The sequence below is a fragment of the Neorhizobium sp. NPDC001467 genome, assembly GCF_050275975.1.
Lineage (GTDB): Bacteria > Pseudomonadota > Alphaproteobacteria > Rhizobiales > Rhizobiaceae > Neorhizobium.
Genome location: NZ_JBNNPS010000002.1, coordinates 117,468 through 141,821 on the forward strand (window position 1 = coordinate 117,468; position 24,354 = coordinate 141,821).

The following is a 24,354-nucleotide window of genomic DNA, read 5'->3' on the forward strand; positions in this document are numbered from 1 at the left end:
TTTGCTGCGAGCGTCCGGCCAGATTTCAGTGCCTATTGATTTGGAGATGCCGATGTCGGCAGCGACGTCACTCGAACCGGACATGTTCCGGCGTTACGCCAACGACCAGCTTGTGGCTCTGGGCAAGCTCGTTCTCGAAAATGCCTTCCAACCCATTGTCGAAGTCAGCACCGGCACCGTGTTCGGCTATGAGTCGCTCATGCGCGGCTGTGACCGGCTGGGCTTCGAGACGCCGCTGCAGCTTCTCGATCAGGCGGCCGATACCGGCCAGCTTTTGCCGCTCGAACAGATGATGGCCAGCCGAGCGCTGGCTAAATTCGCCACTCTTCCGGATTTCTCGGACGCCACGCTTTTTCTCAATCTCGATGTCCGGCTGATCTGTCAGGGCGAGGAGTTCATCGAAAAACTGGTCCAGCATCTGCGCAATGCGCATGTGCCGCCTTCGTCGGTCTGTTTCGAACTGTCGGAACGCTTCGACAACACCAGCGTCCCGGAATTTTCGGCCCTGATGACGACGATGCGCAAGGTCGGTTTCAAGATCGCCATCGACGATTTCGGCGTCGGGCACAGCGAGATGAAACTGCTGAGCGACTATCAGGTAGATTATCTGAAGATCGACCGGCATTTTATCGCCGGCTTCGACAGAAGTTCGCGCAAGCGCCATCTCGTCAAGAATATCGTCAATATCGCCCATGTGCTCGGCGTGCGGGTGATTGCCGAAGGGGTAGAAACGGAAGCGGAATTCCTCTCCTGTCGGGAACTCGGGGTGGATCTCATCCAGGGCTGGTTCGTCGCCCGGCCGACCACTTTTATCAACGAGTTGCAGCCGTCCTTCGCGCATCTTGCCGATCTCGGTCGCACCCGGCGCAACAACCAGTCCCTCGACGAGATCCTTATCCGCAAGCAGATCGAGCGTCTGCCGACTGTTTATGAACATGAATCGATCGACAGCGTTTTCGAGCTATTCCGGCGCAATCCGCGCCAGCCGTTTTTCCCGGTCCTCAATGCCAATGGCGAGCCCCGCGGCATTATCCACGAATATCATCTGAAAGAATTCATCTACCAACCCTTTGGCCGCGACCTGTTGAAGAACAAGGTCTATGAGCGCACCATTTCGCACTTCGTCGATCACGCACCGACCGTCGGTCTCGATGCCAATGCCGAACGGCTGATGTCGATCTTTGCCAATATGGACGGCAGCGACTGCGTCATCCTGACCGAGAACATGCGCTATGCCGGCATCGTGTCGGCCGCCTCGCTCATCAAGGTCATCAACGAAAAACGCCTCAAGAGCGCGCAGGACCAGAACCCGCTGACCGGTCTTCCCGGAAATCTGGCCATCCGCGACTTCATGCAGGGCGCGGGCCGCGACGACGAGCAGACACGCTTCTTCTGTTATTGCGACTTCGACAATTTCAAGCCGTTCAACGACCATTACGGTTTCCAGATCGGCGACCATGCCATTTCCCTGTTCGCCGCGCTGATGAAGCGCTATTTCTTCTCCGAGGGCGATTTTCTCGGCCATGTCGGCGGAGACGATTTCTTCATCGGCGTCAGCGGCTGGTCGATGGACGAGATCACCGAAATTCTCGAACGGCTGCTGAGCGATTTCCATGACGATGTGGTGCAGTTCTATTCGCCGCAGGAACGTGCCGAAGGCCGCATCAAGGGGCATGACCGGTCCGGCATGGAACGGTATTTTCCACTGCTGCGCTGTTCCATCGGTGTCATCGAATTGCCGCAGGGCCTGCTTCTCGACGATGTCGGGCGGGTCAGTGCCGAAATCGCCGCGGTCAAGGCGGCGTCCAAGGAAAGCGATGGCGGCCTCGTGTTTAAGGTCTTCGGCGATGGCGAGCCGGATCTTTTGACCAATCTGCGCGGGGGAGCGACGTAACGTCACCTTCCCATGGTTCCGGCACTGCCCTAAGTCGGTTGTCGCTAATGTCATGGGAGAGTTTACGATGTTGCCGACGCAGATGCGCCATATCGACCTGCCAACCTTCGGTGGTCCCGAGGTGATGACCATGGCGACCGGGCGTTTGCCGGCGGTCCGTGGCGGCGAAATTCTGGTCAAGGTCGAGGCGGCAGGCGTGAACCGACCCGATGTGCAACAGCGCAAGGGCGCTTATCCTCCGCCGAAGGACGCAAGTCCGATCCTCGGTCTGGAGCTTGCCGGCGAAGTCGTCAGCGTCGGTGAAGGCGTTACGGACTTCAAGATCGGCGACAAGGTCTGTGCGCTGGCAAACGGTGGCGCCTATGCCGAATATTGCGCGGTTCCGGCCGGCCAGGCTTTGCCATGGCCAAGACATTATGACGCGGTCAGGGCCGCGGCCCTGTGCGAAACCTTCTTCACCGTCTGGGCCAATCTTTTCCAGATGGCCGGCCTTACTGAAGGTGAAAGCGTGCTCATCCATGGCGGATCGAGCGGTATCGGTACCACGGCCATCCAGCTCGCCAGAGCTTTTGGCGCAACTGTCTTCACCACGGTGGGATCTCAGGCAAAACAGGAGGCCTGCGAGAAACTCGGTGCGAACCGTGCGATCAATTACAGGAGCGAGGATTTCGCCGAAGTCGTCAAGGCCGAGACCGGCGGGCAAGGCGTGGATGTCGTGCTCGACATGATCGGCGCCGATTATTTGCAGAAGAACCTGTCGATCCTTGCCAAGGACGGCTGCCTGTCGATCATTGCCTTTCTCGGCGGCAATGTCGCCGAAAGCGTCGATCTGACGCCGATCATGGTCAAGCGTCTGACGGTCACCGGCTCGACCATGCGTCCGCGCACGGCAGAGGAAAAACGCGCCATCCGCGACGATCTACTGGCTCAAGTGTGGCCGCTTCTGGACGCCGGCACGATTGGCCCCGTCGTGCACGCGGTCCTGCCTTTCGAGAAGGTCGGCGAAGCGCACCGGCTGATGGAAACCAGCAGCCATATCGGCAAGATCGTGCTCAGGTTCTGACAGTTCCCGGCTGACAGTCCCGATCATCGCGGTACGGCCACGCGGGAAGCGACTTCGGAAAGCTTGCGCATGGTAAGTCCGGCCGATCTGTTTTGCAATGCACATATATTCGCATTTCGTTACATATCTTGCCTTGCAACATGCAGGGCGGCCACCTACCTTCTGTTCATCATCAACGTAAAGAAAGGAAGGTGGTCCAATGTCTAATGAGATTTCGGTCTGTGTTACGGGCAATGGAAAGGTGGCGGTCTTGACGGGGCAGCCCTCGGCCTGAACCACATCTTCCTTCGGTCGGCAAAGTGCCGGCCGGGTTCGAAAGACGGACCAAACTCATGGAAGGGTCGCGCGAGCGGCCCTTTTTGCTGTGCGCATGTGACCTCATACATGGCAGCTGAACGTGTGCCGGTTTATCAAAGCGCCATGTGCACGGTGAACCATGTCCCATGCATTTACGCATGGGTGACGTGACGATTGAACGCTTTTGGTGCAGATACCCTGCGTTTATATAAGGGTCATCGAAGATAGAGCGCCGAGGACCGGCGGCCAGCCTTCGGCAGTCATAGAAAGGGGATTGTCATGAACGTCGTTCGCACATTGAACAACTGGCGCAAATTTCGTCAGACCAAGTCGGAACTCGACCGCATGTCGTCGCGGGAACTGCGCGATCTCGGTATCGAGCGTCACGACATCCGTCGTTTCGCACGCACGGCAAACGGCCTCTAAGCCTGCTACACAACGATCGTTCAAACGCCCGCCGTTTCGCGGGCGTTTTGCGTTGGGCGCATGACTGGCCACTACAGGCCGATCCGCCCGATCGCTGGCACCTTGATCCCGGGATTGGCGATATCGATGCCGGCAACCAGGCCCAGAAGATGCATTTCGAAGCCGCTCCGCAGGCCCGCCGAAAACCCTAAAAGGCCGCGTAATGTGACGTGCAGGTCGCGGCCGTCCGGATCGAGATGCCAAAGTTCCCCGTCGGGCAGGTAATCGCGGCCGACGGCATGCGGCGGCAGGACTGCGCCCAGTTCCGGCACGTTGCGCAGCACATAGGCGACGAAGGTGTTGGAGTTCGGCCCCGGCCAAATCCTGTAGGCACCGGGCTCGGAATAGGGATAGGCAGCGATTGCGCCTTCGATTTTCGGAATGAGCAACTCCGCCCGCGCGCCCTTTATCTCCACGACCAGTTGCGGTGGGTTCGAATACCAGTAGGCATCGGGCGGGCGATGGTTGCGACGGATCGGGCTGCCCCAGCCGACCTTGTCGTAACGCGTATAGCTGTCTGCGGCTTTTTCCTTGGTGACGATCCAGGAATGGCTGGCGACGGCACCCTTCATGCCGCCTGTCGCTGCAGCAAATATGAAGATCGCCGCATCCGGCGCATCGCGTGCTTCAGGAAGGATATGCGCCGACCCCCAGTTGGCATCGCTCCAGCGAGCGGGCCTGTCCTTGACTGCCCAGAGACCGGCGGCGGCAAAGGTCGGCAGAAGATAGACCACGAAGATCAAAAGCAACAATCGCTTCAGACATTTCACCTAGTGTCCCCATCCGTTATTGGAGTAAGCGGATCAGGGCCCTGCCCGCTCCGGGAGAATGACAGCAGCAAATGAGCGAGAGAGCCATGCAAAACCCCGTTACCGTCGAAGTCACCCGTGGCGACCGTGTCGAAAGTGTTCACCGTGGCCTCGCCGCCATTGTGGATGGTGACGGCAAGCTGGTCTTTTCGATTGGCGATGCAGACGCCCCCGTCTTCCCGCGCTCGGCCTGCAAGGCGATGCAGGCGCTGCCGATGATCGAAACCGGTGCTGCCGATGCCTTTGGCCTGACGGAGCGCGAACTGGCACTTGCCTGCTCCTCGCATTCCGGTGAGGATCTGCATGTGGAAACCGCGGCAGGCATGCTGGCCAAGGCCGGCCATGATCTCTCCGTTCTCGAATGCGGCGCGCACTGGTCCAGCGACCAGCAGACGCTGATCCACCAGGCCCGTACGCTGAGCGCGCCGACGGCGCTGCACAACAACTGCTCGGGCAAACACGCCGGCTTCATCTGCACCTGCGTGAAGATGGGCGTCGATCCGAAAGGCTATGTCGGTTACGATCACCCGCTGCAGGCAGAAATCCGTGGTGTGATGGAAAGCCTGACCGGTGCCTCACTCGGGCACGAAAACTGCGGTACCGACGGCTGCTCCATCCCGACCTATGCGGCACCGTTAAAGGGCCTTGCCCACGGCTTTGCCAAGATGTTGACCGGTAACGGTCTCGGCGCCGAGCGCGCGAAGGCATCGAAACGCCTGTTCGATGCTTGCATGGCGCAACCCTTTTATGTCGCGGGAACCAAGCGGGCCTGCACGCAACTGATGGAACTGGCACCGGGCCGCATTTTCGCCAAGACCGGGGCGGAAGGCGTGTTTGTCGCGGCATTGCCCGAAAAAGGCGTGGCGATCGCAACCAAATGCGAGGATGGCACAACACGCGCCGCCGAGGCCATGATCTTCGCGTTGATAGCCCGCTGCCTCGACAAGGGCGACACACTGCGTGACCAGCTTCTTGCCATGGCCAGCCGCCCGATGAAGAACTGGAACGGCATTCATGTCGGCGACGTGCGCGTGACCGACGCCCTATTCGCCTGAGCGAAGGCCCGAAAGTTGTGGCGCCTCGTGTCTGCGGTGGTAAAAAAACCATGGCGGACACGAGGAGGAAATCGATGTTGACGCTGCATCTTTCGCCGGGCGCCTGTTCACGCGCCAGCCATATCGTACTGGCCGAGTCCGGCCTGCCCTATACGCTGAGGCGTGTTGACTTCGCCAAGGAGGAGCAAGGCTCGCCCGCATTCCTCAAGGTCAATCCGAACGGACGCGTTCCTGTGCTCGAGACAGAACGTGGCGTGCTGACGGAGACGGTGGCGATCCTCGCCTATCTCGCCCAGCTTGCCGCTGACGCGGGCCCCGCACTTGCCCCAGCCGATCCCTTCGATTTCGCCCGGATGCAGGCGTTCAACGCCTATCTTGCCTCAACCGTTCATGTGGCACATGCCCATGGCCGGCGTGGCTATCGCTGGGCCGACGAGGCGGCATCGCAGGCCGACATGACGGCGAAGGTTCCGGCGAACATGCGCGCGTGTTTTCGCCTGATCGAAGACGAATTCCTCGTCGGGCCCCACGTGATGGGCGAGCAGTACACGGTCGCTGACGCCTATCTCTTCGTGCTGTCCGGCTGGCTTGGCAGCAACAAGGTCGCGATCTCGGAATTTCCGAGGGTCGCAGACCATTTTGCTTGGATTGGCGAACGGCCGGCCGTGCGGCGCGCCCTGCAGGAAGAGGCCGCGCTTTAAAGCGCGGACCCTCAGAACTGCGGCAAACCGCCGGCGGGCGCCTGTCCCGCGCCGGCATCTCGCGCAGCCGCGGCTGAGGCGGCGCCTGCGCAAAGCAGCTTATGCCGGTTCCATGCTGCGGGTGTCCCACATGGTCTTGAAGCCTGCGCGGTTCTGGCAGGTTTCGAGCCAGGCCTTCAGTGCCGGGCGTCCGTCCAGAAGCGACAACTCTCCCTGGGCATAGCGGACGCATTCGGCGACGTTGATATCGGCGACGGTGAAGCGGCCGCCGACGATATGGCCGTGTTGCGACAGGTGCTTGTCAAGCACATCGAAGGGCCGCTTGAGCTGGCGCGCCGCCACCTCGATCTCGGCCTTTCCATCCGGGCTGTCCTGCCTGTTGCCGGAAATCGCGACGTTGATCTTGAGCGCCGGCGTCTCGATACTGGTCGCGGCAAACAGCGACCACTGCACCATCAGCGCTTCCTCGTCGATATCCTTCGGCCCCAGATCGCCGCCGTATTTGCGGGCGATATAGAGGGAGATGGCAAGCGATTCATGCAGCACCAGACCGTTATCTTCCATGGACGGGATCGAGCCCATGGGATTGATGGCAAGAAAATCCGGGGAAAGGGTGTTAAGCGGCGCCTCGGGCTGCATCGGCTCGCTGATGCGATAGGCCTGGATGACCGGGACCAGCCGGAACGGGTGATCGATTTCGGCGAGAAGCCAAAGCGGCCGCGTGGCGCGCGAGCGATAGACGCCATAGATTGTCAGCATGCGAATCCTCCGTGATTGCCCCGCAAGGCTAGGAGGGCTTGCGCAGGAGGGGAAGCCCGATCGACGGGGCGCCGCGACTATTTCTTCGCAGGGGCCGCGTTAATTTGCAGGGACAACCCGGTTTCCCGTAATCGTGAGCTGCGGGAAGGCCGGGGTGTTGCCGGCGAGTTCGCCGCTCGCGGCGTCGTGCCATCGGTAAGCCTTGATGCCGCCGGATGAAACGCGTTCGAACAGGTTGTTGGCGATGATGGCGTTTCCTGCCCCCGGCGCCACTGATACGGCACAACCGGTAGCCGCCTGCCGCACGACGTTGCCCGTCATGCTGACATTGCGCAGAAACGGTCCCCAACCCAGAAGCAGACCGAAACGGGGCGCGTTTTCAATCACGTTGCCGGTGACAACCGTATCCGCCTCGACGCTGATGCCCAGGCCGAAAAAAGTATCGGACTGTTCGTAGGGGGCAACCAGCGAGAGGTTGCGGATGACATTGCCGCTGACGCTCGCCAGTCGACCGCCCTCGTTGAAGTTGACGATCGAAATGCCGTTGGCGGCGCCGTCCACCAAATTGCCGCTGACGATGGCGCCTTCGAAGCCGAACTCCGAATAGATCGCGGTCTCGCCCGACGCCAGGCATTGGTTGTTGGCGATCAGCACGTTCGATCCGGCATTCGATCGGATGGCGGAAAAAGCGGATCTATTGATATGGTTGCCGATCACCTGAACGTTGTCTGCACGGTAGATGTTGATGGCATTGCCATACTGGCCGGTCCCACCATTCGTCGCCCGCGTTCCGACGATCCGGTTGCCGGCGATGAGGGTTCCATCCGGGCCTTTGGTCCGGCGGTGCACGAGAATGCCGCCATTGCCGCAATCGGTCACGCTGTTGCCGGTAATTGAGAGGCCCACGCTATCGATCGCAAGAAGGGCGTAATCGGCGGCCCGGACAAGGCGGCAGCGGTCGATCCTGCCGCCGCAGCGCTCGAGCTGAATGCCGGATTTGCCGGAGCCGATGATTTCGCAATTTTCGATGGCGACGTCGGCGACATCGCGCATGTCGATCAGCGCTGCCGCGGGTTCCCCAAGCGGCCGGTTGGCGCCGTCGAGCACGAGGCCTGAGAGCGCAATGCGCCCGGCCCCGCTGGCGCGCATAAAAGGACCGCCGCCGTTATGAACCAGACGTGTTGCACCCTCGACGCCCATGAGGCGCGTTCCTTCCGGCAGGTCGAGATTGGAGACCCTGTAGGTCCCGGGCGGCAGGAATATCGGCTGGTTGTCACGGGCGGCACGGCCGATGATGGCGGACAGTTTTGTCCCCTGATCGTCAGGGGCGCCGGGCACCAATCCGCGGGCGGCGGCATCGATCCCGCCCCGCAAGCCGGCCCCGTCGAAAAGCTGCTGCGAGGCCGCTGCCGCCGGTCGCGCCGCAAGCATGGCCGCCCCTCCCGCCAGCGCCAAAGACAGCGCCCCGCGGCGTGATATCGCTAAGGAAGAGTTCATATGCGGCCGTGGTTTTCCTGTGCTTGCTGCGCCGTTTCGAATTGATACACGCGCCGGAATAATCGTTTTTTCGAAGCGCGCTTAAGTTTCAAAATGTCCTTATGTTCTTAATGAACGGTAAGGACTTGTCGCCCATCATTCCGGTCCGGGTGGTGGGACTCCCGACGATAGTCAAAAGGAGGACATGGATGAGCAGTGCCATGTTACGGCAGGTCGTGTCCGATGCACAGGCCGACGCGCTGGATGAACTGCGCTTCCAGCTGCTGCGGATCTCAACCTGTGGCGAACAGGACGACGATCAGCACCACCTGCTGACGCGCGCGCTCGACGCGGCCACCATCCTCGACGATTTCCCCGAATATTTCTACGTCAAGGATCGTCGCAGCCGCTATGTCTATGTCAACGCGGCCACCGCAGCCGCAAGCCGCGCCTACGGTGCGGACGGCATGGTCGGCACCACGATTTTCGATCACATCCGGCTGGAGCAGGCCGAAGAGATCTTCATGATCGAGCAGCAGTTGATGACAGCCGGAAGCGGTGTCGTCGAACGCGAGGAATTCATCGAGGTTCTGGATCGCGACCCGATTTGGCTCCTGACTACCAAGGCGCCATTGCGGAACGAGGCGGGCGAGGTCATCGGTCTTATCGGCTTGTCGCGCGATATTACGGAGCGCAAGCGCCAGGAAGAGCTGCGCCGATGTCAGGCAACGCTTCTCGAAATGATCGCGCGCGGCCAGCCCCTGCCGAAAGTTCTCGACGCCCTGACGGGTTTGGTCGAACAGCAGCTTAGCGATGTCTGCGCCTCTGTTCTGTTGATGGAGGAGGGCGGAGAGCGCCTGCGGCACGGCTCGGCCCCGAACCTTCCCGAAACCTATGTGAAATTGATCAACGGCATCGAAATCGGCCCGCGGGTCGGCTCCTGCGGCACGGCGGCGTGGCGTCGGGCGCGTGTCATCGTCAGCGATATCGAGCATGATCCCCTCTGGCACGCCTTTGCCGACCTTGCTCTCGTCTTCGGATTTCGCGCCTGCTGGTCCAACCCGATACTGGCATCGAGCGGCGAGGTTCTGGGCACGGTCGCACTCTATGCCCGCAGCGTGCGCGAGCCGACCGCCGCCGAACTGGACCTGCTTGCCGTGGCAACCGACATTGCGGCGATTGCCATCGAGCGTGCGCGCAGCGAAGAGCGCATCCGTCACATGGCGCATCACGATGCCCTGACGGGCCTGCCCAACCGGGCTCTGTTCTGGACGCAGTTTCATCGCATCCTGAAGGAGGCGCGGCGGGCCGGGCACAAGGTGACGGTCGCCTATCTCGATCTCGACAATTTCAAGCAGATCAACGACCGCTTCGGCCATGCGGCGGGTGACGAGGTGCTGAAGACGCTGGCTACGCGCATGGCGGCCTGCGTGCGGGCGAGCGATCTTCTCGTGCGCCTTGGCGGCGATGAATTCGCCATCGTCTTTCCAAACAGTTTTCAGGACGAACCAGGTGTGGTGCGCCGTCTGCAGGAGCTCCGCACCGCGCTGTCATCGCCGATCGTTGTCGAGAACAACCTGATCCGACCTAGCTGCAGCATGGGTGCCGCCTTCTTTCCGCAGGACGGCGATACGCCGGAAGCCTTGCTCGCCAGCGCCGATCGCGCCATGTATGAAGCCAAGCAACTCGGCCGCGACCGGTTGCGGGTCTCGCACATGTGGCTGGCGGATGGTTCGGGCATATAGGTTTCAGTGCTATTCGGGAACGATGTCGCTTGCGGGCGGTAGTCCTGCCGGTTCGCCCGTCTTGTCCGTCGACCGGTAGACATCCTCGAAACCGTCGACGAAACGGGCGAACAATTGCGCAAAGGCCTTGCGGTCCGCGTCGCTCCATTGCGCCGTCATCTGTGCGATAAGGCCATGCTTGACGGTGCGGATTTCACCCAAAAGCCGTTCGCCGAGCGCCGTCGGTGCGATCAGGGAGCGCCGACCATCCTCCTGCGAGGCGTCGCGGCGCAGGATGCCGCGCGCCACCAGATCGGCCACCAGCCGGCTTCCGCGGGAGGGGTCGATGCGCATCGCTTCAGCAATCGCGCCGACCGTGACTTCTCCGCCCGATTGGGCAATGCGACGGCTGACATCCAGCACGTCGAGATCGGTCAGTTCCAGCCCTGGCGCAATATTGGCGATCGCGATGCGACCGACAATGCGCCGGCCGATGAGGAAGCGCATGCGGGTCAATGTCTGGCCGATCTCGAGGATGGCGTCGTCATGTCGCGTTTGGCCGGAATGGGATGCCAGGCCGGGCCTGGGAGAAGAAGACTGTTTGCTCATGGCCGTTCATACCAAATCGGTGACGGCAGGTGAAGATATGATTGCAATGTGCAATAATGTGCCATTGACTATTATATGCTAAACGCACATTGTTGCGCTTTGCCGCAAAAGGTATTCCCATGGACATGTCAAAGCCGGCGTTCCAGTCGCTGGTCTCCGATCCCCGCCAGCGCCTGCTCCTGTTCTTTTTCCTGATGCTGTCGTTGTTCATGGCAACGCTGGACAATCAGATCGTCTCGACGGCGCTGCCGACCATCGTCGGTGAATTCGGCCAGATGGAACGTTTCGGCTGGATCGGCTCGTCCTATCTTCTGGCCAGCAGCGCGGTCATGCCGATCTATGGAAAGCTCGGCGATCTGTTCGGCCGCAAATACGTGATGATCGCCGCCATTCTGCTCTTCACGCTCGGCTCGCTGACTTGCGGCATGGCCTGGTCGATGGAATCGCTGATCGCTGCGCGCGTCTTTCAAGGCATCGGCGGCGGCGGTATCATGGTTTCGATCTTTTCGGTCAATGCGGACCTGTTCGAACCGCGCGAGCGGGCGAAATATCAGAGCTATACCAGCCTCGTCATCATGGCATCCGGCAGTGTCGGACCGCTGCTCGGCGGGACCATGAGCGATCTCTTCGGCTGGCGCTCGATCTTTCTCATCAACTTGCCGATCGGCATCGTCGTTCTGACTGGCCTCGCGATCCTGTTGCCCTATAGACGGCCACAGCGCCAGCCGAAGATCGATTACCCGGGCGCCATCCTTCTTGCCGCCGCCATTTCCTGTTTCGTGCTGTTTGCCGACAGCCGCGAATTGTTCGGATCGATCATTTCGACCGAGAGTCTCGTTGTCGTGTTTTTCTGCGCCGCCTGCATTGTCGCCTGGGTGTCGGTCGAGCGTCGCGCCGCCGAACCGATCGTACCGCTGCGGCTGTTCAGGGATTCGACCTTCACGCTCTCCCTGGTGATTTCCGCCGCCAGCGGATCGGTCGCAATCGGCATGGTCAACTACTTCGCGCTGTTTCTGCAGACCACCGCCGGGCTTTCGCCCACCGCGGCCGGCTCCTTCTTCATCGCCGTCACCGTCGGCCTTGTCGTCGGCTCGATTTCGGCGGGCCGGCTGATCGCGCTCAGCGGACGCTACAAGCCGTTTCTTGTGCTCGGCCTTTCCCTCAACTGCCTGATGCTCGGCATCTTCTCGCAATTGCATGCGGGCACCCCGCTGCCGGTCATCGCGCTGATCATGCTGTTCCAGGGACTGGCTGTCGGTTTCGGTCAGCAGGCGCCGATCATCGCCGTGCAGAACACCGTGCCGAAAGGCGATATCGGCACGGCGACCGGAACGGTCACGCTGATGCGCATGGGCGGGGCGGCCATTGCGATCTCGCTTTACGGCGCCATCATTTCGGCCTGTCTGGAAGGTGCCGCATTCAACATTCCGGGCGTCCCCGACATTCGCGCGCTGACGCCGAAGCTGCTCGCATCCCTGCCAGAGGCCGCGCGCTTGTCCGTGGCCGACATTTATGCGGCAGCCTTTACCAACCTGTTCCTGACCGCATCGGGCATCGCCGCTCTCGGCCTCGCCGCCGCCATCGCGATGAAGAATGTGCGGTTGCCGTTTCGCGGTTAGCCGGGCTTACCAAAGCCGTGCACTGCCCTATCTCGATGGGATGAAACCAGAGGCCCTGCTTCATCCCACGCCCGCCGGCCTGTTCTGCCCGGTCGGCGAATTCTACATCGATCCGGTGCGCCCGGTCGGACGGGCGTTGATCACCCACGGTCATTCCGATCACGCCCGTGCCGGCCACCGCCACGTCCTGGCGACACGCCAGACGCTCGACATCATGCGTATCCGCTACGGCGAAGATTTCTGCGAAAGCGAGCAGGCGGCGGAATTCGGCGAAGTTCTCGATGTCGGTGGCGTCACCATCACGTTTCATCCGGCAGGTCATGTCTTGGGCTCGGCCCAGATCGCTGTCGAAAAGGATGGGCTGCGCATCGTTGCTTCCGGAGATTACAAGCGCGGAACCGATCCCACCTGTGCCTCCTTCCAGCCGGTTGCATGTGATGTCTTCATCACCGAAGCGACCTTCGGACTGCCGGTCTTTCATCATCCGGAACCGCGTCGCGAAATCGGCAAGTTGCTCACCTCGATCGAACAATTTCCCGAACGCACGCATCTGGTCGGGGCCTATTCGCTGGGCAAGGCGCAGCGGGTCATCCGGCTGATCCGCGATTGCGGCTGGGACAAGCCTATCTATATCCATGGCGCGCTCGCCAAGCTCTGCGACTATTACGAGAGGCAGGGGATTGCGCTTGGCGACCTGCGTCCGGCAACGATCGACAAGAGCACGCCGGATCTCTTCAAGGGTGCGATCGTCGTCGGGCCGCCCTCGGCGTTTCAGGATCGTTGGGCGCGGCGTTTCAATGAACCGCTGATCGCCTTTGCTTCCGGATGGATGATGGTTCGGCAGCGTGCCAAACAGGGCGGCGTGGAACTGCCGCTTGTGATTTCCGACCACTGCGACTGGCCGGAGCTTCTGGAGACGATCAAGGAGATCGCGCCTTCGGAAGTCTGGGTCACGCATGGGCGCGAGGAAGCTCTGGTACGCTGGTGCGAGCTGCAGGGGATTGCCGCCAAGCCGCTGCATCTGGTCGGTTACGAAGACGAGGGCGATTGATGGTGAGCGGTATCCTCTGCGCGCAATCCGGGGTCGGGAGGGTAGGGCCATGAAAGCTTTCGCGACCCTTCTCGATCGTCTCGTTCTTACCCCCTCGCGCAATGGCAAGCTGAAACTGCTTGCCGATTATTTCCGCACCACGCCGGATCCCGATCGCGGCTACGGGCTGGCCGCCCTTGCCGGCACGCTCGATCTGAAGGGCGTCAAACCCGCCCTGCTTAGGGAGCTGGTGATGGAGCGCATGGACGACATCCTGTTTCGCTACTCCTACGATTATGTCGGCGATCTTGCCGAAACCATCGCCCTGGTCTGGGATGGCGGTGCCAAGGAGCGGGTTGATGACGCGGCGCAGCCGCGTTTGGGCGATGTCGTCTCCCGCATGAACGCGCTCGGCCGCACCGAAGTCCGCTCCGCCGTCCGCGACCTGCTTAATCATCTCGATCCGTCGGCGCGCTTTGCCTTCCTCAAGCTTGCCACCGGTTCTCTGCGTATCGGGGTGTCGGCGCGGCTTGCCAAACAGGCGCTGTCGGACATGTCGGGCAAGGATGTCACCGAGATCGAGACACTCTGGCACGGGCTTGCACCGCCTTATGAACCGCTCTTCGCATGGCTGGAAGGCAGGGCGGAGCGCCCGGTTCTCGCAACACCCGCCATCTTTCACTCCGTCATGCTTGCCAATCCGGTCGAAGACGGCGATCTGGCCAAAATCGATCCTGCCGACTATGCCGCTGAATGGAAGTGGGACGGTATTCGCGTGCAGATGTCGAGTTACGGTGGAACCAGGAAGCTTTATTCGCGATCCGGCGACGACATTACCGGCGCCTTTCCCGATATCGTCGATGCCATCTCCTTCGACGGCGTGATCGATGGAGAACTGCTCGTCGGCGGCACCGCCCGTTCCAACAGTCCGACGAGAACCTTCTCCGACCTGCAGCAGCGGCTCAATCGCAAGAGCGTGACGCCAAGAATGCTGGAAGACTATCCGGCCTTTGTGCGCGCCTATGACCTCCTTTTCGAAGCCGATGAAGACATCCGCGCCAAGACGTTTCTGGAACGGCGCGGCCGCCTGGGCGACATTATCGATCGGGCGCCGCATGATCGGTTCGACCTGTCCGACCTCGTGCCTTTTGACAGCTGGGATGAACTGGATGCCCGTAGGCGCGATCCCCCCGATCCGGTCATCGAGGGCGTGATGATCAAGCGCAAGGACAGCGTCTATCAGGCGGGTCGCCTCAAGGGGCCGTGGTTCAAGTGGAAACGCGATCCGTTCAACATCGACGCGGTGATGCTTTATGCCCAGCGCGGCCATGGCAAGCGGTCCAGTTACTATTCGGATTTCACCTTCGGCGTCTGGGCAGACGGGCCGGAAGGCGAGCATCTGGTGCCGGTCGGGAAGGCCTATTTCGGGTTTACCGATGCCGAACTAGAAGTGTTGGACAAGTTCGTGCGCGACAACACGGTTGATCGCTACGGGCCGGTGAGGGCTGTGAAGGCGCAGGCCGATTTTGGCTTCGTTCTGGAGGTCGCCTTCGAGGGTATCAATCGCTCGGCGCGCCACAAGTCCGGCGTTGCCATGCGGTTTCCGCGCATTGCCCGGTTGCGGCAGGACAAGCTCCCGCGCGATGCCGACAGACTGTCTACGCTGACGGCGATGATCGATGCACGCGAAGGCCCGATCGACTGAGAGGAACGGGACGCCGCGCGGATCGGCGGTGGTGGATCCGCGCGGCAGATCGGGGCTGGTTCGCATCCAAGCGGCAGACCAGGACGCGACCCCGACCGGGAAGGCAGCCCGCTATTCCGCCGGAGAGAGGGCGGGAGCTGCCTCCGAAGCTGGATGACCCGGCTGCGCGATGTCATCCTTGTGCTGGGTGAGCGGCCGGTTGCCGGTCACAGCACGGGCCAGCATGTAGAAGACCGGGGTCATGAAGATGCCGAAGAAGGTTACCCCGATCATGCCGGAGAACACCGCGATACCCATGGCGGCGCGCATTTCCGCACCCGCGCCGGTGGAGATGACCAGCGGCACGACGCCCATGATGAAGGCCATGGAGGTCATCAGGATCGGGCGCAGACGCAGGCGGCTTGCCTCGACCGCGGCCTGCCATGGCGTCCGTCCCTCGAATTCGAGTTCGCGGGCGAATTCCACGATCAGGATCGCGTTCTTTGCCGATAGCCCCACCAGCACCACCAACCCGATCTGGGTGAAGATGTTGTTGTCGCCACCGGTCAGCCACACGCCGGTCAGCGCCGCCAGCACGCCCATCGGCACGATCATGATGATCGCAAGTGGCAGCGTCAGGCTTTCATACTGGGCGGCCAGCACGAGATAGACCAGAAGCAGGGCGAGCGGGAAGACGATGATGCTCGAATTGCCGGCAAGGATCTGCTGATAGGTCAGGTCCGTCCATTCATAGTCGATGCCGGACGGCAGGGTCTCGTCGAGGATTTTTTCCATCGCCGCCTGCGCCTGACCGGAGGAAAAGCCCGGTGCCGGTGCGCCGTTGATGTCTGCCGCAAGGAAGCCATTGTATCGCGTGGTGCGTTCCGGACCTGCCGTTTCATCAACCTTCAGAAGCGCCGACAGCGGGATCATCTGGCCCGATTGCGAACGAACCTTCAGGTTGCCGATATCATCCGCCTTGGCACGGAATTTGGCATCGGCCTGAACGCGGACGCTATAGGTGCGGCCGAAGGCGTTGAAGTCGTTGACATAGAGCGAGCCGAGATAGATCTGCAACGTTTCGAAAACGTCGGTCACCGATACGCCCAGCTGTTCGGCCTTGGCGCGGTCGAGATCGGCGTAAAGCTGCGGCACGTTGATCTGATAGCTCGAAAAGATGCCGGCCAGTTCGGGTGTCTGATATGCTTTGGCGATGACCGCCTTGGTGGCTTCGTCCAGCGTCTGGTAACCGTAGCCCGAGCGATCCTCGATCTGCAGCTTGAAGCCGCCGGTGGTGCCAAGACCGTTGACCGGCGGCGGCGAGAAGATGGCGATGAACGCATCCTTGATGCCGGCATATTGCCCGTTCAGCGCCATGGCGATGCCGTCACCGGAAAGCTCCTTGGTCTTGCGGTTTTCGAAATCGTCCAGCACGGCGAACACCACGCCCGAATTCGAGCCGTTGGTAAAACCGTTGATATTGAGGCCCGGGAAGGCGATGGCGTGCTTCACGCCGGGCTGCTTGAGCGCGATGTCGCTCATCTGCTTGACCACGTCTTCCGTGCGGTCAAGCGTTGCGCCGTCTGGCAACTGTGCGAAACCGACCAGATATTGCTTGTCCTGGCTCGGCACGAAACCGCCCGGTACGGCATTGAACATGCTGTAGGTGAGGCCGACCAGCGCCAGATAGATCACCATGATCAGGCTCTTGCGCGACAGAAGCCCGCCGACCGTGCGGCCGTAACCGTTGGATGCAGCGCCGAAGGCACGGTTGAAGCCACGGAAGAACCAGCCGAAGAGGAAGTCCATGCCACGCGTCAGCCGGTCTTTTGGCGCGTGGTGGCCCTTGAGGAGCAGGGCAGCCAGCGCCGGAGATAGGGTCAGAGAGTTGATCGCCGAGATGACGGTCGAAATCGCGATGGTCAAGGCGAACTGGCGGTAGAACTGGCCGGACAGGCCGGAGATGAAGGCGAGGGGCACGAAGACGGCGACCAGAACCAGCGCGATCGCGATAATCGGGCCCGACACTTCCTTCATGGCGCGATAGGTCGCCTCCCGCGGCGCATAACCATTCTCGATGTTGCGTTCGACGTTTTCGACGACGACGATCGCATCGTCCACGACGATACCGATTGCCAGCACAAGCCCGAACAGGGTTAGCGCGTTCACCGAAAAGCCGAACATGTACATGACGGCAAAGGTACCGATGACCGAGACCGGAACGGCAATCAGCGGAATGATGGACGCGCGCCACGTCTGCAGGAAGACGATGACAACCAGCACGACCAGGGCTACGGCTTCCAGGAGCGTATCGATGACCTTTTCGATCGATGAGCGAACGAATTCGGTCGTGTCATAGACGATCTCGTATTTCACGCCTTCCGGCATGGCCTTCTGCAATTCGTCCATCGTGGCGCGAACCGTATCGGCGATTTCGATGGAGTTGGAACCCGGCGCCTGCAGGACGGGAATGGCGACGGCTGGCTGACCATCGAGCAGGGAGCGCAGGGTATAGTCGGCAGCACCGAGTTCGATACGGGCGACATCGCGCAGACGGGTGATTTCGCCATTCTCGCCGGTCTTGACGATGATATTGCCGAATTCTTCCGGAGTCTGCAGGCGGCCCTGTGCGTTGACGTTGAGCTGAAGATCGACGCCCGGCAGGCTCGGCGAGGCGCCGATGATGCCGGCGGCGGCCTGTACGTTCTGGCCGCGCACGGCATTGGTAATGTCGCTGGCTGCCAACGAATGCTCGGCGGCCTTCTGGGGGTCGATCCAGATGCGCATGGAATAATCGCCGGACCCGAAAACCTGGACCTGGCCGACGCCTTCGATACGGGCCAGACGGTCCCTGATGTTGAGCGTCGCATAATTGCGCAGATAGGTGAGGTCATACCGGTCGGTGCTGGAGACGAGATTGACCACCATGATGAAGTCCGGCGAGGCCTTGATCGTGGTGATGCCGAGCGAGCGCACTTCCGTGGGAAGACGCGGCTCGGCCTGGCTGACGCGGTTCTGCACCAGCTGCTGCGCCTTGTCCGGGTCGGTGCCCAGCTTGAAGGTAACAGTCAGCGTCAGCACGCCGTCGGAGGTTGCCTGGCTGGACATGTAGAGCATGTCCTCGACGCCATTGATCTGTTCCTCAAGCGGTGTCGCCACCGTTTCGGCAATGACCGTCGGGTTGGCGCCGGGATAGGTGGCGCGCACGACGACGGACGGCGGCACGACCTCGGGATATTCAGAGATCGGCAGCGCGCGCATGCCAAGCAGGCCGGCCACCACGATCAGCACCGACAGCACGCCGGCAAACACCGGTCGGTCGATGAAAAATCTGGAAATGTTCATGACGAAACCCTCTCTCCAGGGGTAAAGCGAGGCACAAAGGTCCCGACCCGCAGTCAGGTGAGTGCGGGCGACCAAAGTCTCGTTGATGGAAACCGACCGGACTGCCGCCGGTCGGGATGATGTTATTTCGATGCCATCTTCGCGTCGTCCTCGGGAGCCACGACGGCGCCCGGGCGAATGCGTTGCAGGCCGCTGGTGACAATGCGGTCACCGGCCTTCAGCCCGTCCTCGACAATGCGCATGCCGTCCACCGCCGAGCCAAGCCGAACCGGGCGATAGGCAACGGTATTGCCCTGGTCGACCACGAAGACGAACTTCTTGTCCTGATCGGTGCCCACAGCCTTCTCGCTGATCAGCAGGCGATCTTCGGCCTTGGGCTGGCCCATGCGCACCCGCACGAACTGGCCGGCGATCAGGCGTCCATCATTGTTGCCGAACTCGGCGCGAACCCGGATCGTGCCGCTGGCGGCATTCACCTGGTTGTCGATCAGTTGCAGCTTGCCGCGGATCGGCGCGGCATTGGCGGCAAGTGTCGTCACCTCGACCGGAACCTTGTCGAGAGCCGGAATGCCGTTCTCCAATGGGACTTCCGACAGGATGCGGGCAACCAGTTCCTCGCTGGCGTCAAAGCGTGCATAGATCGGATCGATGGACACGATCGTCGTCAGCGGTGTCGAGGCCGAACCCTGGGCCACGAGATTGCCGACCGTCACTTCGATGCGACCGGCGCGACCGGAGATCGGAGCACGGATTTCGGTATAGTCGAGGTTGAGCTGGGCAACCTTCAAGGCGGCCTTGGCCGATTGCAGGCTTGCCAGCGCATCCTGCTGGGTGCTTTGGCGCTGGGCGAAATCGCTCTGCGAAATGGTGTTTTTCGCAGATAGGGTCTTGCCGCGTTCCAGCTCGGTATTGGCGAGTTCAAGCTTGGCTTGCGCTGAGGCAACAAGGCCCTGCGCTTCGGCAACCGCTGCCTGATAAGGGGCCGGATCGATGCTGAACAGGACGTCGCCTTCCCTCACCAGACCACCCTCGCGGAAGTGCACCGACTGGATAGCGCCGGCAACACGTGGACGCAGCTGCACGCGGTCAACAGCTTCCAGACGGCCGGAAAATTCCTGCCATGTGGTGACGCTGCGCGGCTCGACGGACGCGACCTTGACCGGCACGGCGGGGGCAGCGGCAGCCGCAGGGGCAGCGACGGCACCCTTCGGTGCGTCAAGATAGAGGGCGCCGCCTGCAATCAGCGCAGCAACGCTCAGTCCGGAACCCCACAGGGCCCAGTTCTTGATCTTCGATGTCATTTTTCTCTCCTGGCGGACGCTTTGCCGCCTGATCGTTCAACTCAAATCTTTGCCGAGGCCCTGAAAAGACAAAGAAACACTGTCGGCGGCATGACATGCCTCCGTGAATTCCGTGTCCTTGATGCCGGGATTGGCCTGATGGGAGATCAGGGCCTCAGTCTAAAACTCAAAATTCCGCATTGATCATGATGGGTCTCCTTCGACCGTGGAATTTTCATGCCTGTATGGACTGGGTGCCAAACCTGCTGTCAGTGCAGCTTCTCGACAAACCCGGTAAATTCTGAGCACAAGGAAGGAAGCCATTTGCCGGTTCCCTCCTTGTAGACGCTCGTCCAGCCGCAATCGGCCGAAAAGATCCGCTCGCGAACGGTCACACCGCTCGCTTTCAGGCGGTCCGAATAACCGATCACCTCGTCGCGCAGCGGATCGTCCTCGGAAGTGACGATCAACGCCGGCGCCAGATTGTTGAGGCGCGAACACAGACAGGGCGCAGCATAAGGATGCTGGAAGAAGGAACCGATATAATGGCCCCATCCATCCGACCATTTTTCCCGCATTCCGACCTTGTCCGCCTCCCGGAAGGATGCCGAGGTCATCTTCGGGTCGATCATCGGCGAAAAAAGCATTTGGCCTTTCAATTCGCCGGGCAAAAGATCCCGCGCCTTCAACGCCACGCCCGCCGCCACATTGCCGCCCGCCTCGTCGCCTGCCACGAAAAGCGGCGACTTGGCGCTGCCGAACTGCTTGCGCTTTCCCGACAGACAGAGCAGGGCCTGGAAGGCGCATTCCATCGCCTTCGGAAACATGTTCTGCGAGGCAACCGCGTAATCCGCCTCCAGCACCACGGCGCCGGTTTCCGCCAGCGCTTTCGCAATCGGCCGCTCGGCCTCGCCGCGGTCGCGGTCGAGAAAGGCGCGGCCGCGCAGGTAGAGCACGATGGGGGCAAGCTTGGCGGCTCGGGCTCCGTCATACAGGCGCATGGGAACAGGCGGCTTCACCGACCTGTCGAAAACGATATTTTCCCATTGCGTCGTCATGGTTGCCTTACCGCGTCAGACAGTGCAGCCTGGGTTGCCGAAAATTCTGTGTCTGATATTATTATCCCACGCAAACGGCACAAGCATGCGTTTGGCGGCAACACTGTTCCAAATTCGCGGATAATACCGCATTGCAAACGAGGGCATCATGGATCAACTGTCGGCAATGCGCGTCTTCGTCCGCGTCGTGGAAACCGGCAATTTCACGAGGGCGGCAACGGCGCTCGACATGCCGAAGACGACGGTGACGAACATGGTGCAGTCACTTGAGGCGCATTTACGCACTACGCTTCTCAACCGTACCACCCGGCGCGTCATGGTGACAACCGACGGCGCACTCTATTACGAACGCGCCATCCAGATCCTGTCGGAAATCGACGAGCTTGACGGCTCGATGTCGAATTCGCAAACCCAGCCTTCCGGGCGGCTTCGCGTGGAAATGGCGGGCGCCTTTGCCGATCTTATCGTCATTCCCAACCTGTGTGATTTCTACCAGCGTTATCCGCAGATCCAGCTCGATATCGGGGTCGGCGACCGGCTTGTCGATTACATTGCCGAGAACGTCGACTGCGCCCTGCGCGGCGGCACGCCGATGGATCAGTCGCTGATTGCCCGCAAGGTCGGTGAAATGCGGTTGCGCACGTTTGCAGCGCCCTTCTACCTCGAAAGATTCGGCACGCCGACCCATCCGCGCGAGCTCGAAGACAGGCATTTCTCGGTCGGGTATCTCAATGCCACCGTCGGCCGGGTGTTGAGCATGGAGTTTTGTCGCGGCGACGAAGTCATCGAGGTCAATCCGCGTTACGCCATCTCGGTCAACGATGCCCGATCCTATCTCAACGCGATGATTTCCGGGATCGGCGTCGGTCAGTCGCTCAGCTTCATGGCCAACGATGCTGTCGAGCGCGGCGAACTGGTCGAGATCATGACCGATTGGGATTGCGAAAAGTTGCCGCTTTACATCGTCTATCCGCAAACCCGCCATCTCAGCAACAAGGTGCGGGTGTTCGTCGACTGGTTGGCCAAACTTGTCCAGGACCTCAAGGATGGCGACCGGATCCTGCCTCCGATGCGAAAAGCGGGATGAGCATCCGCAAAGTGCGGGCACGGGGCGCAGCATCGGGCCTGCGCAGAAATCCAAGCCCGCCGGAAATTTCCGAAGAGTGTGCGGCCTCGCAAGGCGTTGCGGTTGCATGGTTACGTCACGGGCTGATGGTGACCCGACCATCGACGTAAAGCGTGTGCCCGTTGACCAGGGACGCCCCCCTTGCCGGGCAGAAACACTGCGGCGCCCACGAGCCTCGCGGACCGACATGGCCCTTCGGCCGGCGCAACACAGTCGTTTGTCGCGTGAAGGTCAAGCCGGCCGCGCGTCGGATGGCTGGGAGCCGCACTATCGCCCGTGCGTCAAACGTCGCCTGATACGTCGTCCTGTTCCGTCCGACTTTGAAAATAATCGGCTTGCTGGCCGGAAAGGCGCTGGTGGTAGCGGTCCCGCGCGGCGACCAGATGCGCGCGCATCGCATCGCGGGCGGCGTCGGCATCGCCGGCAGAAATGGCTTGCAGAATGCGCAGATGCTCCCTTTGCAGGCCATTGAGATAGTCCGCCGAAAGGACTTCGATCGAATACCACGGCGAACTGCGGTCACAGGGAATGGTGCGGTCACCGAGCGCGTCGAGAATTTCGACATAGAACTCGTTATTGGTCGCGGCCGCGACTTCACGGTGAAATTCGAAATCCGCGCGGCCGGTGGGTTCGCCCTGTTTCAGGAGTGCCTCGAAGGCGAAAAAGGCTTCCTGAATGCGCGCCTCCTGCGAGGGGCTGCGGCGCTGGGCCGCGAGGCCGGCACTCTCGATCTCGATCCCCATGCGCACTTCAAGCACGTTAACGGCACGGCTGATGCGATTGCCCATGTCTGCGGTGATCGCACTGATCTTGAGTGTCGGACTGTCGATGACGAAGACGCCGGCGCCATGGCGCACCTCCACCATGCTGTCGGCCGCAAGTGCTGCGACCGCTTCGCGCACGACCGTGCGGCTGACGCCGAATATCTCGGTCATGCGGGTTTCCGTCGGCAGCCTCTCGCCGACGGTAAAATCGCCGGCGAGAATTTTTGCGCGCAGCTGCTGTGCCACATTTTCGAAGAGTTTCGGCCTTCGTTCTACGCGCATGTCCGATGGGTTAGCACGCATGTCACTGCCCCTATCGGAAGACGCTCGGAAGCCAGAGTGACAGGGCCGGAATGTAGGTGACCATCAGTAGCACCACGATGCCCGCGCCGTAGAAGGGCCAGATTGAGCGCATCGCCTCCCAGACGGATATCTTGCCCACCGCGCAGGCGACGAACTGCACCCCTCCAACCGGTGGCGTGTTGAGGCCGATGCCGTAGTTGAGGATCATGATGACGCCGAAATGCACGGGATCGATGCCATAGGCCACGGCAATCGGCAGAAAGATCGGCGTGGTGATGATGATCGTCGGCCCCATGTCCATGAACGTGCCGAGCACCAGCATGATGACGTTGAGCAGAAGCAGGATCATGATCGGGTTGTCGGAGACGGTCTGCATCCAGGCAACCAGGGTGGCAGGCACGCGCAGGAAGGCCATCAGCCACGAGAACGAAGCCGCGCAGCCGATGATCAGCAGCACCATGGCGGTGGTGCGCACGGCACCCATCGTCGCATGGACGAAATCCTTCCAGCTCAGTTGCCGGTAGATGAACAGCGTGACCAGAAGCGCGTAGATGACCGCAATGCAGGAACTCTCCGTGGCGGTGAAGATGCCGGAGCGAACGCCGCCGAAAATGATGGCGATCAGCAGCAGGCCGGGAATGGCCACGGCAAACAGATGCAGCGCCACCATCAGGCCGGGAAACGGCTCGGTCGGATATCCGCGCCGGCTGGCAACGATATAGGCCGTCACCATCAGCACCGCGGCAAACAGCAGGCCCGGAATGACGCCCGCCGTAAACAGGTCGGCAATGGAAATCTTGCCGCCGGCCGAGATGGAGTAGATGATCATGTTGTGCGAGGGCGGCAGGAGAAGCGCGATCAGCGCCGCCATGGATGTGACGTTGACGGCATAATCGGCGCCGTAACCACGCGCCTTCATCTGCGGGATCATCAGGCCACCCACAGCTGCGGCTTCCGCCACCGCCGAGCCGGAAATGCCGCCGAAAAGCGTCGACGTCAGGATGTTTACCTGGCCCAGTCCACCGCGCAGATGCCCGACGATGGAGGCCGCGAAGGCGACGATGCGTCCGGCAATGCCGCCGCGCACCATCAGGTCGCCGGAATAGATGAAGAAGGGGATGGCGAGCATGGAGAACACGCTCATGCCGGAATTCATGCGCTGAAACACGACAAGCGGCGGCAGGCCCATATAGGCGACCGTCGCAAGGCTTGAAATGCCGAGGCAAAAGGCGATCGGCGTGCCGATCAGCATGAGAAGCGTGAAGCTCCCGAAAAGAATCCAGAGTTCCATCG

General features: G+C 61.3%; 19 protein-coding genes. 10 read left to right on the forward strand and 9 right to left on the reverse strand.

Annotated features, from left to right (window positions below):
- The first annotated feature begins 52 nt into the window (after nucleotides 1–52).
- The 3 genes from ACQKKX_RS05485 (at nucleotide 53) to ACQKKX_RS05495 (ending at nucleotide 3,680) form a co-directional block, all read left to right on the forward strand.
- On the forward strand, nucleotides 53–1,894 hold the full coding sequence (locus ACQKKX_RS05485; protein ID WP_427569455.1) for a bifunctional diguanylate cyclase/phosphodiesterase: 1,842 nt from the start codon (nucleotides 53–55) through the stop codon (nucleotides 1,892–1,894).
- Between the two features lie 52 nt (nucleotides 1,895–1,946).
- Complete coding sequence (locus ACQKKX_RS05490; protein WP_427569456.1) at nucleotides 1,947–2,957, forward strand: NAD(P)H-quinone oxidoreductase; 1,011 nt, start codon at nucleotides 1,947–1,949, stop codon at nucleotides 2,955–2,957.
- A 576-nt stretch (nucleotides 2,958–3,533) separates the two neighbouring features.
- A complete protein-coding gene (locus ACQKKX_RS05495) occupies nucleotides 3,534–3,680 on the forward strand; it encodes a DUF1127 domain-containing protein (protein ID WP_427569457.1) in 147 nt (48 codons plus the stop codon).
- A 71-nt stretch (nucleotides 3,681–3,751) separates the two neighbouring features.
- On the opposite strand, the gene ACQKKX_RS05500 is transcribed toward ACQKKX_RS05495, so the two are convergent.
- Complete coding sequence (locus ACQKKX_RS05500) at nucleotides 3,752–4,489, reverse strand: DUF3750 domain-containing protein (RefSeq protein WP_427569458.1); 738 nt, start codon at nucleotides 4,487–4,489, stop codon at nucleotides 3,752–3,754.
- Between the two features lie 86 nt (nucleotides 4,490–4,575).
- Between ACQKKX_RS05500 and ACQKKX_RS05505 the strand changes: the two genes are divergently transcribed.
- Together ACQKKX_RS05505 and ACQKKX_RS05510 are read left to right on the forward strand one after the other, a co-directional pair.
- Nucleotides 4,576–5,583, forward strand: coding sequence for an asparaginase (locus ACQKKX_RS05505; protein ID WP_427569459.1), 1,008 nt, complete (start codon nucleotides 4,576–4,578; stop codon nucleotides 5,581–5,583).
- 74 nt (nucleotides 5,584–5,657) lie between these two features.
- The gene (locus ACQKKX_RS05510; protein WP_427569460.1) at nucleotides 5,658–6,284 is read left to right on the forward strand and encodes a glutathione S-transferase family protein; all 627 of its coding nucleotides are present in this window, start codon (nucleotides 5,658–5,660) and stop codon (nucleotides 6,282–6,284) included.
- A 99-nt stretch (nucleotides 6,285–6,383) separates the two neighbouring features.
- Here the strand turns inward: ACQKKX_RS05510 and ACQKKX_RS05515 are convergent, their stop codons facing one another.
- Both ACQKKX_RS05515 and ACQKKX_RS05520 read right to left on the reverse strand, forming a co-directional pair.
- Nucleotides 6,384–7,043, reverse strand: a complete 660-nt coding sequence (locus ACQKKX_RS05515; protein ID WP_427569461.1) for a glutathione S-transferase family protein — start codon at nucleotides 7,041–7,043, stop codon at nucleotides 6,384–6,386.
- Between the two features lie 99 nt (nucleotides 7,044–7,142).
- Entirely contained in the window at nucleotides 7,143–8,540 is a 1,398-nt protein-coding gene (locus ACQKKX_RS05520; RefSeq protein WP_427569462.1) for a TIGR03808 family TAT-translocated repetitive protein, read from the reverse strand.
- Between the two features lie 188 nt (nucleotides 8,541–8,728).
- On the opposite strand from ACQKKX_RS05520, the gene ACQKKX_RS05525 reads away from it, so the two are divergent.
- Nucleotides 8,729–10,264 carry a diguanylate cyclase domain-containing protein gene (locus ACQKKX_RS05525; RefSeq protein ID WP_427569463.1) on the forward strand — a complete coding sequence of 512 codons (1,536 nt, stop codon included), beginning with the start codon at nucleotides 8,729–8,731 and terminating at the stop codon, nucleotides 10,262–10,264.
- A gap of 9 nt (nucleotides 10,265–10,273) precedes the next feature.
- Here the strand turns inward: ACQKKX_RS05525 and ACQKKX_RS05530 are convergent, their stop codons facing one another.
- The gene (locus ACQKKX_RS05530) at nucleotides 10,274–10,852 is read right to left on the reverse strand and encodes a MarR family winged helix-turn-helix transcriptional regulator (protein ID WP_427569464.1); all 579 of its coding nucleotides are present in this window, start codon (nucleotides 10,850–10,852) and stop codon (nucleotides 10,274–10,276) included.
- Nucleotides 10,853–10,971: 119 nt separating this feature from the next.
- Between ACQKKX_RS05530 and ACQKKX_RS05535 the strand changes: the two genes are divergently transcribed.
- The 3 genes from ACQKKX_RS05535 to ACQKKX_RS05545 are packed head-to-tail and all read left to right on the forward strand — an operon-like array spanning nucleotide 10,972 to nucleotide 15,206.
- Entirely contained in the window at nucleotides 10,972–12,471 is a 1,500-nt protein-coding gene (locus ACQKKX_RS05535) for an MDR family MFS transporter (protein WP_427569465.1), read from the forward strand.
- 40 nt (nucleotides 12,472–12,511) lie between these two features.
- A complete protein-coding gene (locus ACQKKX_RS05540) occupies nucleotides 12,512–13,522 on the forward strand; it encodes a ligase-associated DNA damage response exonuclease (protein WP_427569466.1) in 1,011 nt (336 codons plus the stop codon).
- A 49-nt stretch (nucleotides 13,523–13,571) separates the two neighbouring features.
- The gene (locus ACQKKX_RS05545; protein ID WP_427569467.1) at nucleotides 13,572–15,206 is read left to right on the forward strand and encodes a cisplatin damage response ATP-dependent DNA ligase; all 1,635 of its coding nucleotides are present in this window, start codon (nucleotides 13,572–13,574) and stop codon (nucleotides 15,204–15,206) included.
- 111 nt (nucleotides 15,207–15,317) lie between these two features.
- Here ACQKKX_RS05545 and ACQKKX_RS05550 read toward each other — a convergent pair whose 3' ends face one another.
- From ACQKKX_RS05550 to ACQKKX_RS05560, 3 genes are all read right to left on the reverse strand, one after another.
- Nucleotides 15,318–18,530 carry an efflux RND transporter permease subunit gene (locus tag ACQKKX_RS05550; protein WP_427569468.1) on the reverse strand — a complete coding sequence of 1,071 codons (3,213 nt, stop codon included), beginning with the start codon at nucleotides 18,528–18,530 and terminating at the stop codon, nucleotides 15,318–15,320.
- Between the two features lie 122 nt (nucleotides 18,531–18,652).
- Nucleotides 18,653–19,831 (reverse strand): efflux RND transporter periplasmic adaptor subunit, encoded by a 1,179-nt coding sequence (locus ACQKKX_RS05555; protein ID WP_427569469.1) that lies wholly within the window; start codon nucleotides 19,829–19,831, stop codon nucleotides 18,653–18,655.
- 248 nt (nucleotides 19,832–20,079) lie between these two features.
- On the reverse strand, nucleotides 20,080–20,868 hold the full coding sequence (locus ACQKKX_RS05560) for an alpha/beta hydrolase fold domain-containing protein (protein ID WP_427569470.1): 789 nt from the start codon (nucleotides 20,866–20,868) through the stop codon (nucleotides 20,080–20,082).
- A 148-nt stretch (nucleotides 20,869–21,016) separates the two neighbouring features.
- Here ACQKKX_RS05560 and ACQKKX_RS05565 point away from each other — a divergent pair, with 148 nt between their 5' ends.
- A complete protein-coding gene (locus ACQKKX_RS05565; RefSeq protein ID WP_427569471.1) occupies nucleotides 21,017–21,955 on the forward strand; it encodes a LysR family transcriptional regulator in 939 nt (312 codons plus the stop codon).
- A 320-nt stretch (nucleotides 21,956–22,275) separates the two neighbouring features.
- On the opposite strand, the gene ACQKKX_RS05570 is transcribed toward ACQKKX_RS05565, so the two are convergent.
- Together ACQKKX_RS05570 and ACQKKX_RS05575 are read right to left on the reverse strand one after the other, a co-directional pair.
- Nucleotides 22,276–23,061, reverse strand: a complete 786-nt coding sequence (locus ACQKKX_RS05570) for a FadR/GntR family transcriptional regulator (RefSeq protein WP_427569472.1) — start codon at nucleotides 23,059–23,061, stop codon at nucleotides 22,276–22,278.
- A gap of 10 nt (nucleotides 23,062–23,071) precedes the next feature.
- Entirely contained in the window at nucleotides 23,072–24,352 is a 1,281-nt protein-coding gene (locus tag ACQKKX_RS05575; protein ID WP_427569473.1) for a TRAP transporter large permease, read from the reverse strand.
- Nucleotides 24,353–24,354: the final 2 nt, after the last annotated feature.